Annotated in this window: 16 protein-coding genes and 1 tRNA gene; 5 read left to right on the top strand and 12 right to left on the bottom strand. The window is 36.9% G+C overall.

The window, feature by feature from the left end:
* Positions 1-124: 124 nt before the first annotated feature.
* From B2145_RS13405 to B2145_RS13370, 8 genes are all read right to left on the bottom strand, one after another.
* The gene (locus B2145_RS13405; protein WP_291103169.1) at positions 125-1,915 is read right to left on the bottom strand and encodes an acyl-CoA dehydrogenase family protein; all 1,791 of its coding nucleotides are present in this window, start codon (positions 1,913-1,915) and stop codon (positions 125-127) included.
* Between the two features lie 65 nt (positions 1,916-1,980).
* Positions 1,981-2,346, bottom strand: a complete 366-nt coding sequence (locus B2145_RS13400) for a four helix bundle protein (RefSeq protein WP_291103167.1) — start codon at positions 2,344-2,346, stop codon at positions 1,981-1,983.
* Between the two features lie 125 nt (positions 2,347-2,471).
* Positions 2,472-3,653: an acetyl-CoA C-acyltransferase gene (locus B2145_RS13395; protein WP_291103165.1), complete on the bottom strand. Its 1,182-nt coding sequence runs from the start codon at positions 3,651-3,653 to the stop codon at positions 2,472-2,474.
* Between the two features lie 242 nt (positions 3,654-3,895).
* Positions 3,896-4,357: an IS200/IS605 family transposase gene (gene tnpA, locus B2145_RS13390; RefSeq protein WP_291103163.1), complete on the bottom strand. Its 462-nt coding sequence runs from the start codon at positions 4,355-4,357 to the stop codon at positions 3,896-3,898.
* A gap of 143 nt (positions 4,358-4,500) precedes the next feature.
* Positions 4,501-6,891: a 3-hydroxyacyl-CoA dehydrogenase/enoyl-CoA hydratase family protein gene (locus B2145_RS13385; protein ID WP_291103161.1), complete on the bottom strand. Its 2,391-nt coding sequence runs from the start codon at positions 6,889-6,891 to the stop codon at positions 4,501-4,503.
* Between the two features lie 45 nt (positions 6,892-6,936).
* Positions 6,937-7,368, bottom strand: coding sequence for a MarR family winged helix-turn-helix transcriptional regulator (locus B2145_RS13380; protein WP_291103159.1), 432 nt, complete (start codon positions 7,366-7,368; stop codon positions 6,937-6,939).
* A gap of 214 nt (positions 7,369-7,582) precedes the next feature.
* The gene (locus tag B2145_RS13375; RefSeq protein ID WP_291103157.1) at positions 7,583-8,635 is read right to left on the bottom strand and encodes a proline iminopeptidase-family hydrolase; all 1,053 of its coding nucleotides are present in this window, start codon (positions 8,633-8,635) and stop codon (positions 7,583-7,585) included.
* 23 nt (positions 8,636-8,658) lie between these two features.
* Complete coding sequence (locus B2145_RS13370) at positions 8,659-10,431, bottom strand: AMP-dependent synthetase/ligase (RefSeq protein WP_291103154.1); 1,773 nt, start codon at positions 10,429-10,431, stop codon at positions 8,659-8,661.
* Positions 10,432-10,603: 172 nt separating this feature from the next.
* On the opposite strand from B2145_RS13370, the gene B2145_RS13365 reads away from it, so the two are divergent.
* Entirely contained in the window at positions 10,604-12,535 is a 1,932-nt protein-coding gene (locus B2145_RS13365) for an LTA synthase family protein (protein WP_291103152.1), read from the top strand.
* Between the two features lie 198 nt (positions 12,536-12,733).
* Here the strand turns inward: B2145_RS13365 and purL are convergent, their stop codons facing one another.
* Both purL and B2145_RS13355 read right to left on the bottom strand, forming a co-directional pair.
* Positions 12,734-16,387: a phosphoribosylformylglycinamidine synthase gene (gene purL, locus B2145_RS13360; protein ID WP_291103252.1), complete on the bottom strand. Its 3,654-nt coding sequence runs from the start codon at positions 16,385-16,387 to the stop codon at positions 12,734-12,736.
* An 84-nt stretch (positions 16,388-16,471) separates the two neighbouring features.
* Positions 16,472-17,998, bottom strand: coding sequence for a hypothetical protein (locus tag B2145_RS13355; RefSeq protein WP_291103150.1), 1,527 nt, complete (start codon positions 17,996-17,998; stop codon positions 16,472-16,474).
* Between the two features lie 138 nt (positions 17,999-18,136).
* On the opposite strand from B2145_RS13355, the gene B2145_RS13350 reads away from it, so the two are divergent.
* The 4 genes from B2145_RS13350 (at position 18,137) to B2145_RS13335 (ending at position 20,660) form a co-directional block, all read left to right on the top strand.
* The gene (locus tag B2145_RS13350; RefSeq protein WP_291103147.1) at positions 18,137-18,571 is read left to right on the top strand and encodes a PaaI family thioesterase; all 435 of its coding nucleotides are present in this window, start codon (positions 18,137-18,139) and stop codon (positions 18,569-18,571) included.
* 2 nt (positions 18,572-18,573) lie between these two features.
* Positions 18,574-19,638, top strand: coding sequence for an isochorismate synthase (locus B2145_RS13345; protein ID WP_291103144.1), 1,065 nt, complete (start codon positions 18,574-18,576; stop codon positions 19,636-19,638).
* A 169-nt stretch (positions 19,639-19,807) separates the two neighbouring features.
* Positions 19,808-20,524, top strand: a complete 717-nt coding sequence (bshB1, locus tag B2145_RS13340) for a bacillithiol biosynthesis deacetylase BshB1 (RefSeq protein WP_291103142.1) — start codon at positions 19,808-19,810, stop codon at positions 20,522-20,524.
* Between the two features lie 62 nt (positions 20,525-20,586).
* Positions 20,587-20,660, top strand: a tRNA-His gene (locus tag B2145_RS13335).
* Between the two features lie 291 nt (positions 20,661-20,951).
* Here B2145_RS13335 and B2145_RS13330 read toward each other — a convergent pair.
* A complete protein-coding gene (locus tag B2145_RS13330) occupies positions 20,952-22,019 on the bottom strand; it encodes a M28 family metallopeptidase (RefSeq protein ID WP_291103140.1) in 1,068 nt (355 codons plus the stop codon).
* A gap of 133 nt (positions 22,020-22,152) precedes the next feature.
* A complete protein-coding gene (locus tag B2145_RS13325; protein WP_291103137.1) occupies positions 22,153-22,926 on the bottom strand; it encodes a dienelactone hydrolase family protein in 774 nt (257 codons plus the stop codon).
* Positions 22,927-23,128 lie beyond the last annotated feature (202 nt).

Here is a 23,128-nt window from a genome sequence, read left to right as displayed (position 1 = left end):
TCTTAAAGGCTACCATTCAACATATTTGTTTTTTGATACTACCCCATAAAATAAAAACCGCACTGTTTATGGCAACAGCAGCGGTTTTTTTCAACAAATTAAATCAGTTAAAACTATCTTTACATTAGAAACAGTATTCGTTTTCTGTAACTAATTTTGTGGTAATCATTTCTCTTAATCCAATAATATTTGGCATATTGGTATATTTTGTGAATCGGCGCAAGCCCATCAACATCATACGTTGTTCATCGCCTTCGGCAAAGGAGATAACGCTTTCTTTCCCTTTTTGGGTAACGACGTCAACCGCTTTATACAAGTACAATTTTGCCATTGCAATTTGTTCTTGTACTTTATCTTCTCCTTCTTTTTTTGCCAATTTTTCGGTTCTCAATATGGTAGATTCAGCCATATAAATTTCGATTAATATATCAGCCGATGCCATTAGCAATTGTTGGTGGGCATCTAAATCAGGGCCGTATTTTTGTACAGCGCCACCGGCAACCATAAGGAATGCTTTTTTCAATTTGCCAATCATTTCTTTTTCTTCCGCAAATAATTCGGAATAATCTGGAGTGTCAAAGGACGGAATTCCCATCAGTTCTTCCTGAACTTTAGTTGCTGGACCAATTAAATCTACGTGACCTTTAAACGCTTTTTTGATTAACATTCCAACGGAAAGCATTCTGTTGATTTCATTTGTACCTTCATAGATACGTGCGATTCTGGCATCTCGCCAAGCACTTTCCATTGGAGTATCTTCAGAAAATCCCATTCCGCCAAAAATCTGAATTCCCTCATCGGCACAATTTTGGATATCTTCAGAAACGGCTACTTTTAAAATTGAACATTCTATGGCGTATTCTTCCACGCCTTTCAATTCGGCTTCTTGATGTGATGTACCTTCAGCTTCACGAACCGTAATTCTATCTTCGATATCTTTTGCAGTTCTGTAAGTGGCACTTTCGCCGGCATAACAGGAAGTTGCCATTTCGGCTAATTTCAAACGTATGGCGCCAAATTGTGAAATTGGAGTATTAAACTGTACTCTTTCGTTAGCATATTTTACGGCTCCGGAAGTAACTCTACGTTGTGCATCCAGACAAGCGGCAGCCAATTTGATGCGTCCCACATTCAAGGCGTTCATCGCAATTTTGAAACCGTTTCCTCTTTCGGAAAGCATGTTTTCGACGGGAACTTTGGTGTCGGCAAAGAAAACTTGACGCGTCGAAGAAGCCCGAATTCCCAATTTATGTTCTTCTTCACCCATTGTAATTCCATTACTTGGGTCATTTTCTACAATGAAACCGGTAATGTTTTTGTCGTCTTCAATACGTGCAAAAACGATAAATAAGGAACAAAATCCCGCATTAGAAATCCACATTTTTCCTCCGGTAATGTTGTAATATTTTCCATCATCAGACAATACTGCTTTTGTTTTTCCTGAATTAGCATCGGATCCAGCATCCGGTTCCGTCAAACAATAAGCACCAAACCATTCGCCAGAAGCCAATTTTGGCACATATTTTTGTTTTTGTTCTTCAGTTCCGTACAAAGTAATTGGCATTGTCCCAATTCCGGTATGCGCCCCAAAAGCGGTCGAGAAGGATCCCGTAGCTCCCGAAATATAATCGCAAACCAGAACAGTATTGACAAATCCCATTCCCATTCCGCCATAAGCTTCAGGAACTGATACGCTTAGGAAACCTAAATCACCTGCTTTCCGCATTGTTTCTTCCGTCAATGCATAATCCTTCTTCTCGAAACGGCTTTTGTTGGGCCAAATTTCTTTGTCCACAAACTCCTTAACCGAGTCGCGCATCATTATTTGCTCTTCGTTGAAATCTTCTGGTGTGAAGACGTCTTCGCATTTAGTTTCTTTTACGATGAATTGACCACCGCGAGTTTTGTCGTTCATTTTTTATAAAGATTAGAGATAATAGACGAATAGATAATAGACGTCCTACCTTGATTTGAAAATTATTATTTATTTAGAGTATTTTGAAAAGACATAGTTGCCTTTTGGAATTCTTCAATTTTTATTTCAATGAAATTGGTGTATTCTTCGGTTATATATTTTCTGTGATTTGCTAGTAAAAGTTGTGTTTGTAATTCAAAAGAAGACCCTAACGATATATCTAGAAAATGACTAAAGGATTTGTCCGTTCTACTTGAACCTTCTGCAATATTTGAAGGCATTGAAATAGAACATCTATCCATTTGACTTTTTAAACCAAATTTTTCAGAACTTGGATAAGTATCCGTAAGATCTAAAATTAGTTTAGCTATTTCCATTCCCATTTGCCAAATTTTTAGTTTCTTAAAATTGTGTCTTTTGAACTCGCTCATATGTTTTTTTAAAAGATTATAGATGATAGACGAAGAGATAAAAGACTTTGATTTGATAGAGTAGGTTTGAATGATAAAAATCTATTATCTCTTTGTCTTTTTCAAATGTATTATCTTTTCGTCTTCTAAAGCAATTCGTAAATCCCCGCACTTCCCTGTCCAGTTCCCACACACATTGAAACAATTCCGTATTTATTTCCCCGTCTTTTCATTTCGTCGAATAGTTGAACCGACAATTTTGCACCAGTACAACCCAAAGGATGTCCTAATGCAATCGCTCCACCATTAACATTCACGATATCGGGGTTCAAACCTAATTCCCGAATTACCGCCAATGATTGTGAAGCAAAAGCTTCGTTCAATTCGATTAAATCAATATCTTTTAATTGCAATCCGGCTTGTTTCAAGGCTTTTGGAATGGCTTTTACTGGTCCAATTCCCATAATTCTTGGCTCAACTCCTGCTGAAGCAAAATTTACCAAACGTGCAATAGGAGTGAGGTTTAATTCTTTGACCATTTCTTCGCTCATAATCAAAACAAAAGCGGCGCCATCACTCATTTGTGAAGAATTTCCAGCAGTCACGCTTCCGTCAGCAGCGAAAACTGGTCTTAATCCTGCTAATGCTTCTACCGAAGTTCCAGCTCTGGGTCCTTCATCTTTATTTACGACATATGATTTGGTTTCTTTTTTGCCATTTTCATTAATGAAAGTTTGTTCGATGGTAATTGGAACAATCTGTTTGTCAAATTTACCTTCGGCTTGTGCTTTCAATGCTTTATTATGCGAATGAAATGAAAATTCATCTTGATCAGCTCTTGTGATGTTATATTGTTTGGCAACAGCTTCAGCAGTCAATCCCATTCCCCAATAATAATCTTCGTGTCCGGCTGCTGCGACTGCATAATCAGGTGTTGGTTTGTAACCACCCATTGGAATGAAACTCATACTTTCGGCACCACCTGCAATGATGCAATCGGCCATTCCTGACTGGATTTTGGCCGTAGCCATCCCGATAGTTTCTAATCCTGAAGCGCAATATCTATTGACCGTTACACCTGGGACATCTTCGATTTTTAATCCCATTAGGGAAATCAATCGCCCAATATTTAATCCTTGCTCTGCTTCAGGCATTGCATTTCCCACCATTACGTCGTCGATGCGTTTCTTGTCGAAATCAGGCAATTCATTCATCATAAACTGGATGGTTTCGGCTGCCAATTCATCAGTGCGTTTAAATCTAAATACGCCTTTCGGTGCTTTTCCCACGGCGGTTCTGTATGCTTTTACTATGTATGCTGTTTTCATATTTTTTAATTATTTTGATATTTTACAGGTCGCTCCTATGGAGCTAAATTGATATTCAAATTATATTTTCTACAAACAGTTGACCTCTACGAGGTCTTTTTAAAACAATACTATATTTTTTTTATTCTAAAAATACATTTAGAATGTTATTTTATTTCTATTATTAATTGCCTCGTAGAGGCGTACTGTTTGTAGCATTAATTGCGTATTTGTTGAGAAGCTCCGTAGGAGCGACCTGTTTGTTATTCAATCCATTCAAACAAATATTTCTCATCATATTCAATTTCAAATTTTTCTAAAAACGAATGATATTCATCTTTAAATGTTTCTTTTTTGTGGTGTTCTTCCTGATTTAGAATGTATTTTATAACATTATCCATATTGCTTTTTGAATAGGAGAATGCTCCATATCCTTCCTGCCAATTAAATTTCCCATTAATCCATTTGCTGTCATTAATAAATTTTGACGAACCTGCTTTTATGTCTCTTACCAAATCTGATATTGAAATATTTGGTTTCATTCCAACCAAAATATGAACGTGGTCTGGCATTGCAAAAATGGCTAATAGCTTTTGTTCTCTATTTTTAATTATCCCAGCTATGAATTTATGCAATTCTTCACGGTTTTCTTTTGTAATCAGGTTTTCTCTTCCTCTTACAGCAAAAACAATTTGAATATAAATTTGCGAATAGGTATTTGCCATACAAACAGGTCGCTCCCACGGAGCTAAATTGATGTCTAATTATCGTTCTACAAACAGTTGACCTCTATGAGGTCTTTGTTTTAATTTTTAAGATAATAGACTTTTTGAATTACAGATTTTGTCTATCGTCTTTTATCTATTATCTAATTTCTTAGAGGTTTCCCTTTGGTTAACATAAATTGAATTCTCTCCAATGTTTTTCTCTCCGTACATAAAGACAAGAAAGCTTCTCTTTCGATATCCAATAAATATTGCTCACTTACTAATGTTGGTTCGGATAAATCGCCACCAGCCATTACATAAGCCAGTTTATCAGCAATTTTTTTGTCGTGTTCCGAGATGTATTTTCCAGCTTCCATTTGGTCAGTTCCAACCAAGAACATTCCCAAAGCTTGTTTTCCCAAAACTTTTACGTCATTTCTGCGAATAGGTTGGGTGTAACCGGCTTCAGCCATTAACAAGGCGTATTTTTTGGCTTCGGCAATTTGACGGTCTTTGTTGACTACGACAACATCTTTCCCGTGTTGTAAAACCCCTAAATCAAAGGCTTCATAAGCCGAAGTCGAAACTTTGGCCATAGCCACAGTCAAGAAATATTCCTGCAAAACATTTAGTTCCACATCGTTTTTGCGAAATAAATCCGAAGCTCTCAATGTCATTTCTTTCGAACCTCCTCCACCTGGAATTACACCAACTCCAAATTCGACCAAACCGATATACGTTTCCGCAGCAGCAACCACTTTATCGGCGTGCATACTCATTTCGCAACCGCCTCCCAAAGTCATTCCGTGCGGCGCAACGATTACTGGAATTCCAGAATAACGTACGCGCATCATCGTGTCTTGGAACATTTTTATCGCCATATTTAATTCGTCGTATTCTTGTTCGACCGCCATCATAAAGATCATTCCAATATTGGCACCAACAGAGAAATTCACTCCTTGGTTTCCAATAACCAAACCTTGATATTCCTTTTCCGATAAATCAATGGCTTTGTTGATGGCTTGTAAAACGTCGCCACCAATGGTATTCATTTTCGATTGGAATTCTAAATTCAAAATCCCGTTACCCAAATCCTGGATAATGGCTCCGCTGTTGCTCCACACTTTTTTGCTTTCGCGAATGTTGTTTAGGATGATAAAAGCATCTTGTCCCGGAACTTTAGTCTGCGTTTTATTTGGGATATTGTAGAAATAAGTAGCTCCTTCTTTTATAGTATAAAAACTTGAATTTCCGGAAGCTAACATTTCATTAACCCAAGAATTTGGTTCCAATCCTTCGGCTTTCATCATTTCGATTCCTTTTTCTACGCCGATTGCATCCCAAATTTCGAAAGGCCCGTTTTCCCAGCCGAAACCTGCTTTCATCGCATCGTCGATTTTGTATAATTCGTCCGAGATTTCAGAAATTCTATTGGAAACGTAAGCAAACATTCCGGCGAAACTCTTTCTGTAGAATTCGCCCGCTTTGTCTTTTCCTTTTACCAAAACCTTGAAGCGATTGATAGGTTTGTCAATGGTTTTTGTCAATTCCAAAGTGGCAAACGAAGCTTTTTTCGCTGCACGATATTCCAAAGTATCCAAGTCCAAAGACAGAATATCTCGTCCTTCTTTTTTGTAAAAACCTTGACCTGTTTTGCTTCCGAGCCAATTGTTTTCCATCATTTTGTTGATGAAATCCGGCAATTTGAATAGCTCGTGTGCTTCGTCGTTCGGGCAGTTTTCATAAATTCCGTTGGCAACGTGTACCAAAGTATCCAATCCCACCACATCGACCGTTCTGAAAGTCGCCGATTTTGGTCTTCCAATAACTGGCCCTGTTAATTTATCAACTTCTTCGATGGTTAATCCTAATTCTTTTACCAAATGAAATAGACTCTGGATTCCAAAAATTCCAATTCTGTTTCCAATGAAAGCTGGAGTGTCTTTGGCAACAACCGAAGTTTTACCCAAGAATTTCTCTCCATATATAGTGAGGAAGTCCAAAACTTCGGCTGAAGTTTGTGGGCCAGGAATGATTTCGAATAATTTTAGGTAACGTGCTGGGTTGAAAAAGTGCGTTCCGCAAAAGTGCTTTTGGAAATCTTCGCTTCGTCCTTCGCTCATAAAATGAATTGGAATTCCGGAAGTATTTGAGGTAATCAACGTTCCGGGTTTGCGGTATTTTTCTATTTGTTCGAACACCATTTTTTTGATGTCCAATCTTTCCACAACCACCTCAATAATCCAATCGACATTGGCAATTTTAGCCAAATCGTCCGTGGTATTTCCAGTAGTGATTCTACTGGCAAATTTCGGGTGATAAATAGGAGAGGGCTTCGATTTTAAGGCATTCTGGAAATGCTCGTTGACCAATCGGTTGCGAACTATTTTGCTTTCAAGAGTTAGACCTTTCTTGGTTTCGGCTTCGGTAAGTTCTCTTGGAACAATGTCCAAAAGCAATACTTCGAGCCCAATGTTGGCAAAATGACAAGCAATTCCCGAACCCATAATTCCGGATCCGATTACTGCAACTTTTTTAATGGATCTTTTCATTTATAAAAATCTTTAGGCTTTATGCTTTAAGCAATAAGCGTTTAGTTAAAATATTTTCTTTTCTGTGATTAATTCATTGATGATTTCTGAAACTTCAATAAAATGTTGAAGTTTTTCTTCGGGAATATGTTGCTTCAAAGTTTCGTTGAATTTTAAAACGGTGTTTTTTGACAATTCTCTTTTTTCTTTTCCAAATTCGGTCAGGTAAATTAAAACACCGCGACCGTCAAAAGGGTTTTTCTTTCTAATAATTAAACCTTTATCTTCCATGGATTTCAGTGTCCTGGTTAAACTCGTGGCTTCCATTCCCATTTTTGGTCCCAAGGCTGTAGAAGGAGTTCCGTTGTCTTTGTCAATGCTCAATAAAGCAAAACCGGTTGCCATTGTGGCACCATATTTTGCGGCCTCTTCGTTGTACATTCTGGCAACGGCTTGCCAAGTGGCACGAAGTATGTAATCTATTGTTTTGTCTTTCATTTATGTTTTTTGATTATGTTATAACCGGTTATAAAAAAGATGATTTCTTTTCAATTATGTTTCGGTAAAACAGGGTATTAATTTACGCAATCGTTTTCAAAGATAATAAAAAATACTATGCACGCATAATAAAAAAAATATTTTTTTGTTATTTTTTTGACATAAAAAAACTCCTCAGAAGCGGAGGAGTTTGGAATATTTAAAGGTTGGATTTTCAAGATTTCTTAAAATCACCACTATCCACATCTTTCAGGAATTTGATTATACCTGGAAAATAGGTTTTTTGATCATCATATTGGGAGAGATGACTTCCATTGGGACAAAACAAGAATCGTCCATTTTGAACTTCTTCTGAAATCCATTTCATATGTTCTGGATCCATCGTGTCATATTTTGCGCCAATTGTCAGCGTCGGAACCGTCAGGGTTTTAAGTCTTGATTTCACATCCCAGTTTTTGAGAGTGGCATTTCCAGTAATCCCAAATTCGCTTTGACCTTGCATATAAACATACACATTAGGGTTAAGATGTTTGAAAGCTCGGGTAATTGACTCTGGCCATTCTTCCAATGGTTTTCTGAGAATGTGTTCTGTATAATAATATTTGAAAAGGAGTTCGCTGTATTTTGGATTGGCAAAATCATTGTTTTTTTCGATGTCTTGAATTTGTTTCAAGATTTTTGGATCCATTTGTGGCCCTAGTACTTCTGCTGCATATTTATTATAATCTGGAGCACTTGCCATCATATTTGAAATAATCAAACCTTTCAGGTTTTTTTGGTATTTCAGCGCATATTCCATTGCTAGAATTCCTCCCCAAGATTGTCCCAACAAATAAAAATTGGTATTGTCTAATTTCAATGCTTTTCTGGCTTGTTCCACTTCTTCGACGAAACGTTCAGTAGTCCATAATTGATTGTCGTTGGGTTGATCACTGTAATACGAACCTAATTGGTCATAATAAATATATTCGATACTTTCTTGTGGAAAATAACCATCAAAACTTTCAAAACATTCGTGTGTTAAGCCTGGTCCACCGTGAAGCAGCAGCACTTTTATTTTGGGATTGTTTCCAACGGTTTTCGTCCAAACTTTGAATTTGCCGATTGGAGTCGTAATTGGAATCATCTTTATACCACCCGTAAACTGGTCGTCACGTTTGGAGAAGTCCAAGTAATTTGCTTTTATGGAATCTTCTTTTGTTTTTTCGTTACAATTAGTAAATAAAAACGGCACAAATAATAAATAAATTAGGGTTTTGAGTTTCATAATTTTTAGTTTTATGTGAGATGCTAATTATATATTTTATGGAATAAATCAATATATTTATCCATTACTATTTTTCGTTTTAGTTTTAGAGTAGGCGTAAGGTGACCGCCGGCAACAGACCAAACATCAGGAGTTAGTTCAAAACGTTTTATTTTTTCCCAATTGCCAAATTTTTCATTAAAAAAGTCCACTTCTTCTTGAATGCGCTCGATAACTTTTGGATTTTTAATAATTTCTTCATTGGTTGAACCAACAGTTATTCCGTGGATTTTTTCCCATTGTCTGACAAAATCAAAGTTGAGTTGAATAAAGGCTGCAGGCATTTTTTGTCCATCTCCAATGACCATAATTTGCTCGATAAAACGGGATTGTTTCATTGCATTTTCCAGTAATTGCGGCGAAATATATTTACCTCCCGAAGTCTTAAACATTTCCTTCTTGCGATCCGTAATTTTAAGGAAGCCTTCACTGTCAATTTCGCCAATGTCGCCCGTGTGAAAATAACCATCCACTATTGCTTCACTAGTTAAAGCATTGTCTTTGTAATAACCTATCATCACGTTTGGTCCTTTACACAAAATCTCTCCGTCTTCGGCAATTTTTACCTCTACGTGATCAATTATTTTACCTACGGTTCCAATTTTGAAACCGTGGTTGCGAGTGTCATTTACCGCGATTACGGGAGAGGTTTCGGACAAGCCATAGCCCTCCATTACAGGAATTTCTGCTGCGGCAAATATTCTGGCCAGTCTTGGCTGTAAAGCGGCGCTTCCGGAAACCATTAGATCTAAATTGCCACCCAAACCTTCTCTCCATTTGCTGAAGATGAGTTTTCTTGCAATTTTTAATTGCATTTCGTACCAAAATCCATTGGCTCCATAAGGTTCATATTTCAGTCCTAAATCGATGGCCCAGAAGAATAATTTTCTTTTAATGCCTGAAAGTGAAGCGCCTTTGGCGAAAATTTTATCATAAACTTTTTCAATAAGCCTAGGAACAGCGGTCATTACGGTAGGTTTTACTTCTTTTACGTTGTCGCCTATTTTGTCAATTGATTCACCAAAATAAATGGAAACTCCATAATATTGATATAAATACAACACCATTCTTTCTAAAATATGGCATACGGGCAAGAAGCTCATAGCACGACTTTTTCCGGCTTCAAAAGGAATTCTCATGGCGCTGGCCAAGACATTGGACACGATGTTTTGATGCGAAAGCATCACTCCTTTTGGTTTTCCCGTTGTTCCGGAGGTGTATATTATGGTGGCTAAATCTTCGGATTTAACGTGGTTTTTCCTGTCTTCGACAACATCTTGATTGCTTTGGTCTTCGCCAAGAATTAGCAATTCCGTCCAATTTTTACAACCTTCAATCTCGTTAAAGGAATATACTTCTTTTAGATTCGGGACTTTATGTTTTATTAAATTTACTTTTTGCAATACTTCGTCATCAGAGACAAAACAATAAATGGAACCGGAATGGTTCAATATGTATTCGTAATCATCTTCGGAAATTGTGGGATAAATTGGAATAGTTTGTGCGCCAGTTTGCAAAACCCCGATATCCATAATGTTCCATTCAGTTCTATTATTGGTAGAAATCAGGGCAATTTTATCATCTTTTTTAATTCCCATTCTCACTAATGCTCTCGAAATTGCATTTACTTTTGCGATGTATTCTTCAGTCGAAGTTTTTACCCAAACACCATTATACTTGGTAACCAAAGCATCTGGAATCGAATAATGCTCTAATTGAAAATAGGGAAACTCAAATAATCTGGTGATTTCTGCCATTTGGAATAATGTTAATTTATCGCAAATTAAGTAATAAATAATTAGTGAACAATTTTTATTCTTTTAAATGTTTTGTGCAAAATTCGCAAGTTTTGATTTTTTTGATCTTTTTTTAACAATTTGTAATAGATTAATTGTAATACCTTTGCAAAGTTTAATTAATTTATACAAAATGCACAAACACTTGCGCTTGAATGAATATAAAGTCCTGTTTTATAGACTATCCTTGGCTTATATTTTTTATTTTATTGCACGAATTCTTTTTTATCTTTATAATACTGAGCTGTTGCGAGTTGATTCGGTTTCGGATTTGCTATCTCTTTGCTATTATGGTTTGGCCTTTGATACTACGGCAATTTTATATGTGAACCTTCTTTTTATTCTGTTTTCGGTATTGCCATTTTTTAAAAACACGAATGTCGGCTATCAAAAGTTTCTTTTATTTCTCTATTTTATCACTAATTTGCTGGCTTATGCCACCAATTTTATCGATTTTATTTATTACAAATACACTTTTGCGCGTACCACAATCGTGGCGCTGAATGTTATAGAGCATGAAACCAATAAAAAGGTTTTGTTTTTCAGCTTTTTGATTGATTATTGGCACGTAGTTGTTCTGTTTCTTCTTTTTTCGACACTTTGGATTTATTTATATAAAAAGGTGGAAGTTCAGGTTTCTCGACCAACCAAAAAATTGCATTACTTTGGTTTCTCGACAATTGGATTTTTGATAATCGTATTGTTTACGATAGGAGGCATTCGTGGAGGCGATTTCGATAAATCCACTCGACCAATAAATCTTTTGGACGCCAGTCGTCATGTGAAAAACATTGTCCATTCGGACATTGTGCTCAACACACCTTTTGCGATTTTCCGAACATTGTTTACCAATAGTTTCCTAAAAACGAACTATCCGGATGTCAACGATCAAGTGATTTTAGATAAAATCCAACCCATAAAACAATACCACAATAATCCTGAAACCAAGCCCAATGTGGTTGTCTTTATTTTGGAAAGTTATGGGCGGGAATATATTGGAGCGTTCAATAAAAACGCTAAAATCCCCAATTATAAAACACATGCACCGTTTTTGGATTCCTTGTCACAACACAGCATGATTTATACAAATGCTTATGCCAATGGTCGACAATCCATTCACGGAATGTCTTCAGTTTTAGCAGGAATTCCGTCCTTTAAGGATGCTTTCACCTCTTCACCTTATCCAAAACAGAAAATAGAATCGCTGGTTTCCACACTAAAAGGTGAAGGGTATGATACTTCCTTTTTTCATGGAGCGGCAAATGGTTCGATGGGATTTTTGGGTTTTGGAAATATTCTTGGCATCGAACATTATTATGGAAGAACCGAGTTTAATGACGATTCGCAATTTGATGGTTTTTGGGGAATTTGGGACGAACCTTTTCTTCAATTCATGAAAAACACCTTGGACAAAAAGAAAACGCCATTTTTTGCCACCGTTTTTACCGTTTCTTCCCATGAGCCGTATATTATTCCTGATAAATATAAAAATAGGTTTCATGAAGGCGGCGTTCCCATTCATAAATGTGCAGAATATACCGATTTTGCCTTAAAGCGATTTTTTACCGAGGCTAAAAAACAACCTTGGTTTTCTAATACCATTTTTATTTTGGTTGCCGATCACTGTAACCAAATTTATTATGATGAATATCAAAAACCAATAAACCGGTATGCAGTTCCCATTATTATCTATAAACCTAACAGTAAATATGTGGGTGTCGACGATGATTTGGCACAACAAATAGATATTTACCCAACGATTTTGGACATGATTGGTTACAAAAAACCGTTTAGAAGTTGGGGCAGAAGTTTGTTCGACAAGAAATCAAGCGAACCATTTGTTATTAATTCTACTGGAAATATCTATCAATTTTCAAGAGGAAATTACATTTGTACTTTCGATGGTAAAAAGGCTCTTGGGTTTTATGATAAAAATGATAAAGGCTTAAAAAACAATTTAATAAAAAATAGAAATTCAGAAATGGATGATATTGAATTGCGTTGTAAAGCATTTATCCAAGATTACATGGATAGGGTAATGGACAAAAAAATGTATACCAAATAAAAATCACCAACTATTTTTGACCATATTACCAATATCATAAAATGGAGTTCCTTTGAGGATGGTAAACCTAAAGGCGAATATTTGAAGACCTATAAAAACAGGAAAGAATTAGCCGGAAAAAAGAGGTAATTTTCCAGTGAACACATAAAAAAACCATTCGCTTGCGAATGGTTTTTTTTATGTGTTATAAGTTTCTAATTATACTTTCTCAATCCACAATCTTGCATTCACGAATGCTTCGTGCCAAGGCGTAACTTCATCGTTTCTGTCTTTCGGATAATTTGCCCAGTTCCATTGGAAAGTGGAACGCTCAATGTGTGGCATCATAACCAAATGTCTTCCTGTTGTATCGCAAAGCATCGCCGTGTTATAATCAGAACCATTAGGATTTGCCGGATAACCTTCGTAACCGTATTTTCCAACAATCTGGTATTGATCTTCGGCTAGTGGCAATTGGAATTTTCCTTCTCCGTGTGAAACCCAAACTCCCAATGTGCTTCCAGCTAAAGTCGAAAGCATCACCGAATTGTTTTCTTGCACTTTCACCGAAGTAAAAATACTTTCGTGTTTGTGGCTTTCGTTGTGCAACATTCGTGGTTTCTCTTCGTGTTCCGAATTGATTAATCCTAATTCCACAAATAATTGGCAACCATTGCAAATCCCAACAGACAAAGTGTCTTCCCGTTTGAAGAAGTTTTCCAATGCTGCTTTTGCTTTCTCGTTGTATAAAAATGCTCCAGCCCAACCTTTGGCAGAACCCAAAACATCTGAATTCGAGAAACCTCCAACAGCTCCAATAAATTGAATATCTTCCAGATTTTCACGTCCCGAAATCAAATCAGTCATATGAACGTCTTTTACGTCAAATCCAGCCAAGAACATTGCGTTTGCCATTTCACGCTCGGAATTACTTCCTTTTTCACGAATAATAGCAGCTTTCGGTCTCTCGACTGCGCTCGAGATGACAGGTAATTTACCTGTAAAATGCGCTGGAAAAGTATAGTGTAAAGCTTGGTTCTTGTAATTGTCGAAACGTGCCTGAGCCGTTCCGTTTTTGGCTTGTTTTTGGTCGAGTAGGAAAGAGGTTTTAAACCAAATGTCTCTGTATTTTGGGATGCTTAAACCACAAGGGCCAAAGTCCAAAGTTTCTTCATTGGTAACTGTTCCTAATTTATAGAAAGCTACATTATTTGATTTTAATTTGCTTTCAACAACAGCATCGTCTTTGGCTTGGAAAACAATCGCAATATTTTCGGAAAATAAGTATTTGATAATGTCTTTTTCTTCAAAAACAGAGAAATCTATTTTGGCTCCCAAATTCACATCAGCAAAACACATTTCTAATAAAGTAGTAATCAAACCACCACTTCCTATGTCGTGTCCAGCCAAAATTTGATTGTCTAAAATCAATTCTTGAATTGTATTAAAAGCATTTTTGAAAAAAGTAGCGTCTTTAATTGTTGGTGCTTCGTTTCCGATAGAATTCAAGATTTGTGCAAATGATGAACCTCCTAATTTGAAATCATCTTGCGAAAGGTTGATATAATAAATCGAACCACCGTCTTTCTGCAAAACAGGTTCTACTACTTTTCTAATATCGGTGCAATTTCCACCAGCCGAAATAATCACCGTTCCCGGCGCAATTACTTCGTCGTTTGGATATTTTTGTTTCATCGAAAGCGAATCTTTTCCTGTTGGAATGTTGATTCCCAATTCGATGGCAAAATCGGAACAAGCTTTTACCGCTGCGTATAAACGAGCATCTTCGCCTTCGTTTTTACACGCCCACATCCAGTTGGCCGAAAGAGAAATTCCTTTCATTCCCTCTTTTATTGGAGCCCAAACGATATTCGATAATGATTCGGCGATTGCGGTTCTGCTTCCTGCAACAGGATCAATAAGTGCAGCAATTGGGGAATGTCCAATAGAAGTTGCAATTCCCTCTTTTCCTAAATAATCCAAAGCCATTACGCCACAATTGTTCAATGGTAATTGTAAAGGGCCAGCACATTGTTGTTTGGCCACTTTTCCGCCCACGCAACGATCGACTTTATTGGTCAGCCAGTCTTTACAAGCAACCGCTTCCAGTTGAAGCACTTGCTCTAAATAAGTGGTGATATTTTTTATTGAATATTCTAAATCTGGATAATTGTAAACGATGGTTTTATCGTTCATTACCACTTTTGGCGAACTGCCAAACATGTCTTCCAAGGCAAAATCCATTGGTTTTGCGCCAGTCGATTTTGATTCGAAAGTAAAACGATGGTTTCCTGTAACTTCACCAACCTGATACATCGGAGAACGTTCCCTGTCGGCAATTTTTTGGAGTAAATCGATGTCTTTTTGCCCAATAACCAATCCCATTCTTTCCTGAGATTCGTTACCGATTATTTCTTTGGCCGAAAGAGTAGGATCTCCCACTGGCAATTTATCTAAATCAATCAATCCTCCTGTTTCTTCCACCAATTCCGAAAGACAGTTTAAGTGTCCGCCGGCACCATGATCGTGAATTGAAACGATTGGGTTGACGTCGCTTTCTACCATGCCACGAATCGCATTGGCAGCGCGCTTTTGCATTTCTGGGTTCGAACGTTGCACTGCATTCAGCTCAATTCCTGAACTAAAAGCACCTGTATCGGAACTGGAAACGGCAGCTCCGCCCATTCCGATTCTATAATTTTCACCACCAAGAATAACGATTTTATCGCCTTCCTGCGGTTTGTGTTTGATAGCTTGGTCTAATTTTCCGTAACCAATTCCGCCCGCTTGCATAATTACTTTATCGTAACCAATTTTGCGATTGTTTTCTTCATGTTCGAAAGTAAGAACCGAACCCGTGATTAAAGGTTGTCCGAATTTATTTCCAAAATCGGAAGCACCATTGGATGCTTTTATCAAAATGTCCATTGGCGTTTGGTACAGCCATTTTCGTTCTTCAACGGCGTTTTCCCATTCTCTGTTTTTTTCTAATCTAGAATACGAAGTCATGTAAACTGCGGTTCCTGCCAATGGCAAAGAACCTTGACCACCAGCCAAACGATCCCGAATTTCTCCTCCTGAACCTGTTGCAGCTCCGTTGAAAGGCTCCACGGTTGTTGGGAAATTATGGGTTTCTGCTTTTAATGAAATAACCGAATCAAATTCCTTGATTTCGTAAAAATCAGGTTTGTCGGCAGTTTTTGGAGCGAATTGTTGCACTCTTGGCCCTTTTACAAAAGCCACATTGTCTTTATAGGCCGAAACAATATCGTTAGGGTTTTCGGATGACGTTTTTTTGATTAATTTAAATAAGGAAGATTCTTTTTCTTCTCCATCGATTACGAAAGTTCCGTTGAAAATTTTATGACGGCAGTGTTCCGAATTCACTTGCGAAAATCCAAAAACTTCTGAATCGGTTAGTTTTCGTCCTAATTTAGTGGATAGATTATCCAAATAATCGATTTCTTCTTGGCTCAAAGCCAAACCTTCTTTTTTATTATATGCCGCGATATCATCGATTTCCAGAATAGGTTCAGGCTTGATATTAATGGTGAAAATTTCCTGGTTTAATTCAGAATATTTTTGCGAAAGCATAGGGTCAAAATCAGAAGAATCAGCCGAAGTTTTATGAAATTCTTCGATTCGCAAGATTCCTGAAATGCCCATATTTTGGGTAATCTCTACGGCATTGGTACTCCACGGCGTAACCATTGTGGCGCGAGAACCAACAAAAAAATCCGTCAGTACGGATTTTTCTATTTTATTAGAGTCGGCAAAAAGCCAGTTGAGTTTTGAAATGTCTTGAGCCGAAAGAGGGTTTTGAGTTTGAACTGCAAAAATCGTCTTGCTTTGGTTTTCAAAGAAATGAATCATTGGAATAATGTAGTTATTGTTGTTTTGCAAATTTAGTTTAAAAAATTAGTAAGAGCAAAATAAACAATAATAAAGACTTTAAAATTATTTAGGAAATGGCATATTTTGATAGGCGCCCAAATCAGGAGGCAAAGTTCGAGTGTTTCCTATAATATCAAAAGGAATAAGATAAGCAGCATTTCCTTTGGCGAAAGCCGCAGATGTGCCATCAATGTTGAGTTTGTTTTGGGAAACATTCAAGAATTTAGGGGCTGTGTTTAATAGTATAGAATTATAATGTACGGCATCAGTATTGAATTGATAATTAGGGTCATTGGTAAATTTATTGGAGACATTGTTAAATTTTAAAAGGCAGTTATTGAATTGGTATTCAAATGTGGCACCCGGTTTTTTGTCTAAAATCATTTCATTTGAATAAGAACCATAGATAATGCAATTATTGAATGATGCCGTTACAAGATTTTTTTCTTCGGGAACTGCACCTAAAAAGTAATTATTTACCAAAACAGCCACTTGACTAGAACTGTTCCAATTATTATTGAAAGTGCAATGGGTAAAAGTATAATCTCCGCCGTAAGTACAAGCTAAACCTGCCAGTCCGGCATTATTGATAACTATATTTTCTCCACTTATTTTCGCTGTTTGTGCCAAAATTCCATAATTGGTAGAATTATAGATTTGTGTATTTTTAATTTTTACCGTTGTTCCGTCATTGTTTTGGATTAACATTCCAATGCTTGCATTTTTAATGGTCAAATGATTAAATTGGTTGTTTGTGCTGCCGTCAGTGAGCCATATTGTTCCCCATTGTCCAGAAACATCAGCAAAATCAGGTTCAAGTCGATCTCCTTCAAAAATGACTTCATTTTCGAGTTTGTCTGTACTCGAATTTGTTCCGTTTACGTTAATGGACGCATTTGAAGTCAAAATTATCCCAGAATTAGCATGAAAATAGACTCTGGCTCCCGCATCAAAAATAGCCGTTTTTCCTGGAGGAACTGCCGCATAGCCATAGATTACGTATGGTTTTTGTTTTGTGAAAGTGAGTTCGTTGCCATTTATTGGGTCATTTTCATCCAAATAAAAACCGTAGATTGTTTCATTTCCAATGGGAAGTGTTTCGGTGGTGCCGTCATTAAAACGTTTCGGATAAAGAAAAATGGCATCTTGAACAAGTGTCACCAATTCTACATTTTGAAGATTTGCTCCGCCGTCAAATTGAATTTGGTCGGTGTATAGAAAGTCTGCGGGATTTGCATCAGCGCTATTTGCGGTGGTTTCAATAAAAATATACAAACTATCCTTGGCTAAAATAGTCACGTTATTGAATGCTTTTCCTTGATTTCCCTGCATTCCATCAACCGTCATCCTGTATTTTGAATTTAATCCTTTGCCTAATTTTATGCTGGGGATAGTAATGTCGTTTTTGCCGTGATTATATACTTTTAAAGTATAAGTACTTGAACCAATGTTGGTAAAAACGGTATCCAAATAAACAGTGTCTTTTGAAAATTCCAAATCACCGGTGCTTGGCACGGTCACAAAATCAGTCCGACACGAGCCAAGAGAAATAAGTATTCCAATAAAAAGCAGAAAAACAAACTGACGCATTTCGTTAGATTTTTTGTAAAAATAGGAAAAATCTAATAGGATTGAAGAACGATTTTCAATTTTGGATTTATAATAACAATTGTATTTACTATTTTGTGTCTCATCTTTTACATAAATTTGTTTTTTAAAGTAAAACATATGACATTCGACAAAGATAAAATCCTTGAATATTATAATAAAATTTCAAGAAATACCTTGATGACCACACTAAATATAGAATTTATTGATGCGGGACCAGATTATTTAGTGGCGAAAATGCCCGTGAATCCTTCAGTTCACCAACCCATGGGTTTGTTGCATGGAGGAGCTTCGGTTGCTTTGGCCGAAAGCGTGGGAAGTGCCGCATCGATGATGTTTGTCAATTCCGAACATAGTGAAATTCGTGGTATCGAAATATCGGCAAATCATTTGAAAGCAAAACGGGAAGGAATTGTTTATGGAACGGCAAGAATACTTCACAAAGGACGAAGCATTCATCTTTGGGAAATTAGAATTACCGATGAAAATGATAATCTGATTTCGCTTTGTAAATTGACCAACATGGTTTTGCCAAAAAGAAAAATCGAAGACTAATAATGGAAATATTTTTAGATAAAGCCACAAAACAAATAGAGAAAAATCTTCCTTTTGTGGTTTACAAAAAGCCTGACGAGGCTAATGTTATTGGGCTATTTCAAGAAAATGACACCTTGTTTGAAGTTAATGATTTTACGGAAAAAGGTTTCGTTTTTGCTTCTTTTGACGGAAGTCAAACGTTGATAATTCCAGAAAATCAGTCTGAAATAATTAACGTAGACCGGATTGAAGACAAAACTGATATTCCGGAAAAAGAAGCTAATTTACCCAATGAAGTGGCCAGAAATAATTTTGAAACCTTGGTTGCCAAAGGGATTCAAGCCATTGAAAACAACGAATTCAAGAAAGTGGTTTTGTCTCGAAAAGAAACAGTTGACTTGGTCGATTTTGATTTGGTTACCGCTTTCGGAAAATTGGTTCAGTTGTATCCTTCCACTTTTGTCTATTGCTTTTTTCATCCAAAAGTTGGGATTTGGCTTGGTGCCACACCAGAACAATTGTTGAAAGTAAAAAATAATGCATTTGAAACCATTGCTTTAGCTGGAACGCAAAAAGATACTGGTTCAGTGGAAGTTATTTGGGCTAAAAAAGAAGAAGAAGAACAGCAATTTGTCACCGATTATATTGTGGAAAGATTGAAAGATGTTGCTTCTGAAGTAATAGTTTCAAAACCGTACAGCATTAAAGCGGGAAGTATTTGGCATATAAAAACAGACATTTCGGGTGTTTTGAATTCGAGTTCCAGTCTGCAAAAGGTGATCCAATTATTGCACCCAACACCTGCCGTTTGTGGTTTGCCAAAGAACAAATCGAAAGCATTCATTTTGGAAAATGAAAATTATGACAGAACTTTTTACACTGGTTATTTGGGCGAGTTGAATAGCAGTTTAGCAAAAGATTCCATAAGTTCTGATTTGTTTGTAAATTTGCGGTGTATGGAGATTTGTGATTCTCAAGCTCATTTATATATGGGTTGTGGTGTCACAAAAGACAGCATTCCCGGGAAAGAGTGGGAGGAAAGCATCAATAAATCGGCGACGATGAAGAGAAGTTTGGATTTTTAATTTTAGATTTTTAGAAAATAGAGCATAGAAAATAGATGGTAGAAAGTAGAACTTAGATTTTTTTGCTTTTTTAGATTTTACTATTGAAATTGCCATTGAAATTGCCATTGAAATTGAAATTGCCATTGAAATTGAAATTGCCATTGAAAATAATTAAATAAAACATTAGATGAAACTAGACATATTAGCATTCGGGGCGCATCCAGACGATGTGGAATTAGGCTGTGGCGGAACAATTGCCAAAGAAATAGCATTGGGAAAAAAAGCAGGAATCATTGATTTGACTCGCGGAGAACTGGGAACGCGTGGTTCGGTCGAAATTAGAAATCGAGAATCCGCTAATGCAGCAAAAATTCTGGGAGTTTCCGTTCGGGAAAACCTGGATATGCGCGATGGTTTTTTTGTAAATGACGAATCGAACCAGTTGGAAATCATTAAAATGATTCGGAAATACAGACCCGAAATCGTGTTATGCAATGCCATTGATGACCGCCATATCGATCACGGAAAAGGAAGTGAATTGGTTTCGGATGCCTGTTTTTTGTCGGGTTTGATGAAAATCAAAACGGAATACAAGGGAGAAGAACAAGAAGCCTGGCGACCAAAATTAGTGTATCATTACATACAATGGAAGAATATTGAACCAGATTTTGTGGTTGACATTACGGGTTTTAACGATAAAAGGGTAGAAGCCATTTTAGCTTACGGTTCGCAGTTTTACAATGCAAATTCTGATGAACCAGAAACGCCAATTGCATCAAAAAACTTCCTGGAAAGCCTCAGTTATCGTGCGCAGGATCTAGGAAGAATGATTGGTGTCGATTATGCCGAAGGATTTACGGTCGAAAGATATTTGGCAGTCAATAGTTTAGGCGACTTGTTGTAATTTTTTGATAATTTTCTTTGTAAAAGCCAACTTTTGTAATATATTTGCACTCGTTAAAAATGGTGGTTGTAGCTCAGCTGGTTAGAGTATTGGTTTGTGGTGCCGAGGGTCGCCGGTTCGAACCCGGTCAGCCACCCAAAACGCAAAAGCTTCGAAGAAATTCGAGGCTTTTTTTGTGGGGTTAACTTTCTCGTGCATTTGTATAAAAAAATATGACTGTCCGCTTTGTGGACTATTTTTATTCGCCACGAATTTCACGAATTAACACGAATTCAAGTTTAATTTACCCCGTTTATTGATAAAAATTAGTGAAAATTGGTGAAATTCGTGGCGAAAATATTTTTTTGGTATCGTTAACGGATAGTCATAAAAAAAAAGAGCTTTAAATTTCTTCAAAGCTCTTTGTGATTTTATTTAAGTTCTGCAACTACTTTCCATCTTTATCAACCACGGGGCGATTTTCCCTATTGGCTAATTCCCAAGCGATGGCAAATGCTAATTGCGCCCTTTTTGCCAAAGCATCAAATTCAATTTTGTCGACTTTATCAGTGGCTTTGTGATAATCAGCGTGGACACCATTGAAGAGGAAAACCGAAGGAATGCCGTTTTTGGCAAAATTGTAATGATCTGAGCGGTAATAAAAACGGTTCGGATCTTTTCTGTCGTTGTATTTGTAATCTAAAGATAAGTTCACATAGTTTTTATTGGCGTCTTCGCAAATGTTGTACAAATCGGTCGATAGATAATCGGAACCAATTAGATACACATAATTGTTTGATTCTTTGTGAAATTCATCACGGCGACCAATCATGTCGATATTGATGTCGGTTATGGTGTTTGCCAATGGAAACAAAGGATGCTCGGAATAAAAAGTGGAACCCAGCAGTCCATGTTCTTCGCCGGTAACGTGAAGAAATAAAATGGAGCGTTTCGGTCCGTGACCTTCTTTTTTTGCTATTTCGAATGCTTTGGCAATTTCGAGTAATGCCACCGTGCCGGAACCATCATCATCGGCACCGTTATAAACTTCGCCATTTTTTATACCAACATGGTCATAATGAGCCGAAATCACGATGACTTCGTTTGGTTTTTCGGAGCCTTCGATGTATGCCCAAATATTTTCTGAATCTGGCAAGTTATCATTGCGTTTGGCATTCAGGAAAGAGGCTGGAATCTTTTGGTAATAATCTGTTGCTCCTTTTGGAAAAGGAATAGTGTTATTTTTATATTGATTAATGATATATTCCCCCGCTTTTTTCTGTCCCTTGGATCCAGTGTCTCGTCCTTCCATCGAATCTGAGGCGACGATGTAGAGATATGTTTTTAAATCACCGGCTGTTATAGTGTTTGCATATTTTGTGAGACTGGCACTGGAAATGCTAGTTTTAGAAGGTTCAGCGCTCCGCAGATTTCCTTTTAAAGTCAGTTGACTGGCATTTTGTGAAGCGCAAGAAATTGTGGAGGCAATCGTAAAAATAATTAGGATTTTTTTCATAGTAGACAATTTTTTTTATAGGAATATGGGATATGACATCTTAAATAAAACCTTCATTCTTATTTGTGTTTTGGTTAAACATGACTATTCTATACAGAATGTGGGTAATAAGTATTTGGGTTTAAATTAGTTTCTATTTTTTAAGGACTTCATTCAGGAAAAGTTTCATGTGTTCCCACGACCGTTTTGCCGCTTTTTCGTTGTAAGCCGCTCCTTTGGAATTGTCATTTCCCGATTCAGGATTGGTAAAGGAATGTACGGCATTGGCATAATAAATCATCTGCCAATCGGCTTTTGTTTCTCTCATTTCCTGTTGGAAAGCAGCGATTTCTTCTTTGGATTCATAAGGATCATCGGCTCCGTGGCAAACCAAAACCTTTGCCGTGATTGGTTCTATAATTCTTTTGGAATCTCTGCCCAATCCGCCGTGAAAAGATACAACTCCTTTTACATTCAAATGTGCTCGTGCGACTTCAAGTGTCCCAGTGCCGCCAAAACAATAGCCGATAACAACAATGTTGTCCGGATTTGCGCCGGAACGAATTAATTGTTCCAATGCCAAGGAAATTCGTTTTTGATATTCCAAGAAATTAGTTTTATAAAAACCAGCATTTTTCCCAGCTTCGGAGTAGTCTTTTGGATAATTCCCTTCACCATAAATATCGGCTACGAAAGCATAGTATCCCAAATTCGCCAAGTTTTCGGCAGTGTCTTTAGAAAGTTTATCAATTCCCATCCAAGCCGGTAGTATCAGGATTCCCGGTTTTTGTTGGCTTTTTTTCGAAGGTTGAATTTGAAAACCATTCAAAACTTGGATTCCATCCTTGTATTGTATGGGTTTCAACTGTGCAAAGGAACCATTTGAATACAATAGGATTGCTAAAAATAAATAGATGCCATTTTTCATAACGTTATAATTTTTGGTAAATATCTGAAATAAAAGGGAGAAAAAAACCTCGAAATAAAAAATTACGAGGTTTCCATTTTTAAAACTCTAGTTGGTGACATTTTTTTCCGGGACTAGTTACAAAATCCAAAATTATACCATTGGTTAATATGTTTTAGTCCAATCGTTCTGGTATAATGCCGCTGTATATTTCATTTAGTTC

This window comes from Flavobacterium sp. UBA5153 (assembly GCA_002413745.1).
Classification (GTDB): Bacteria; Bacteroidota; Bacteroidia; order Flavobacteriales; family Flavobacteriaceae; genus Flavobacterium.
This window is presented reverse-complemented; position numbering and strand designations above follow the sequence as displayed.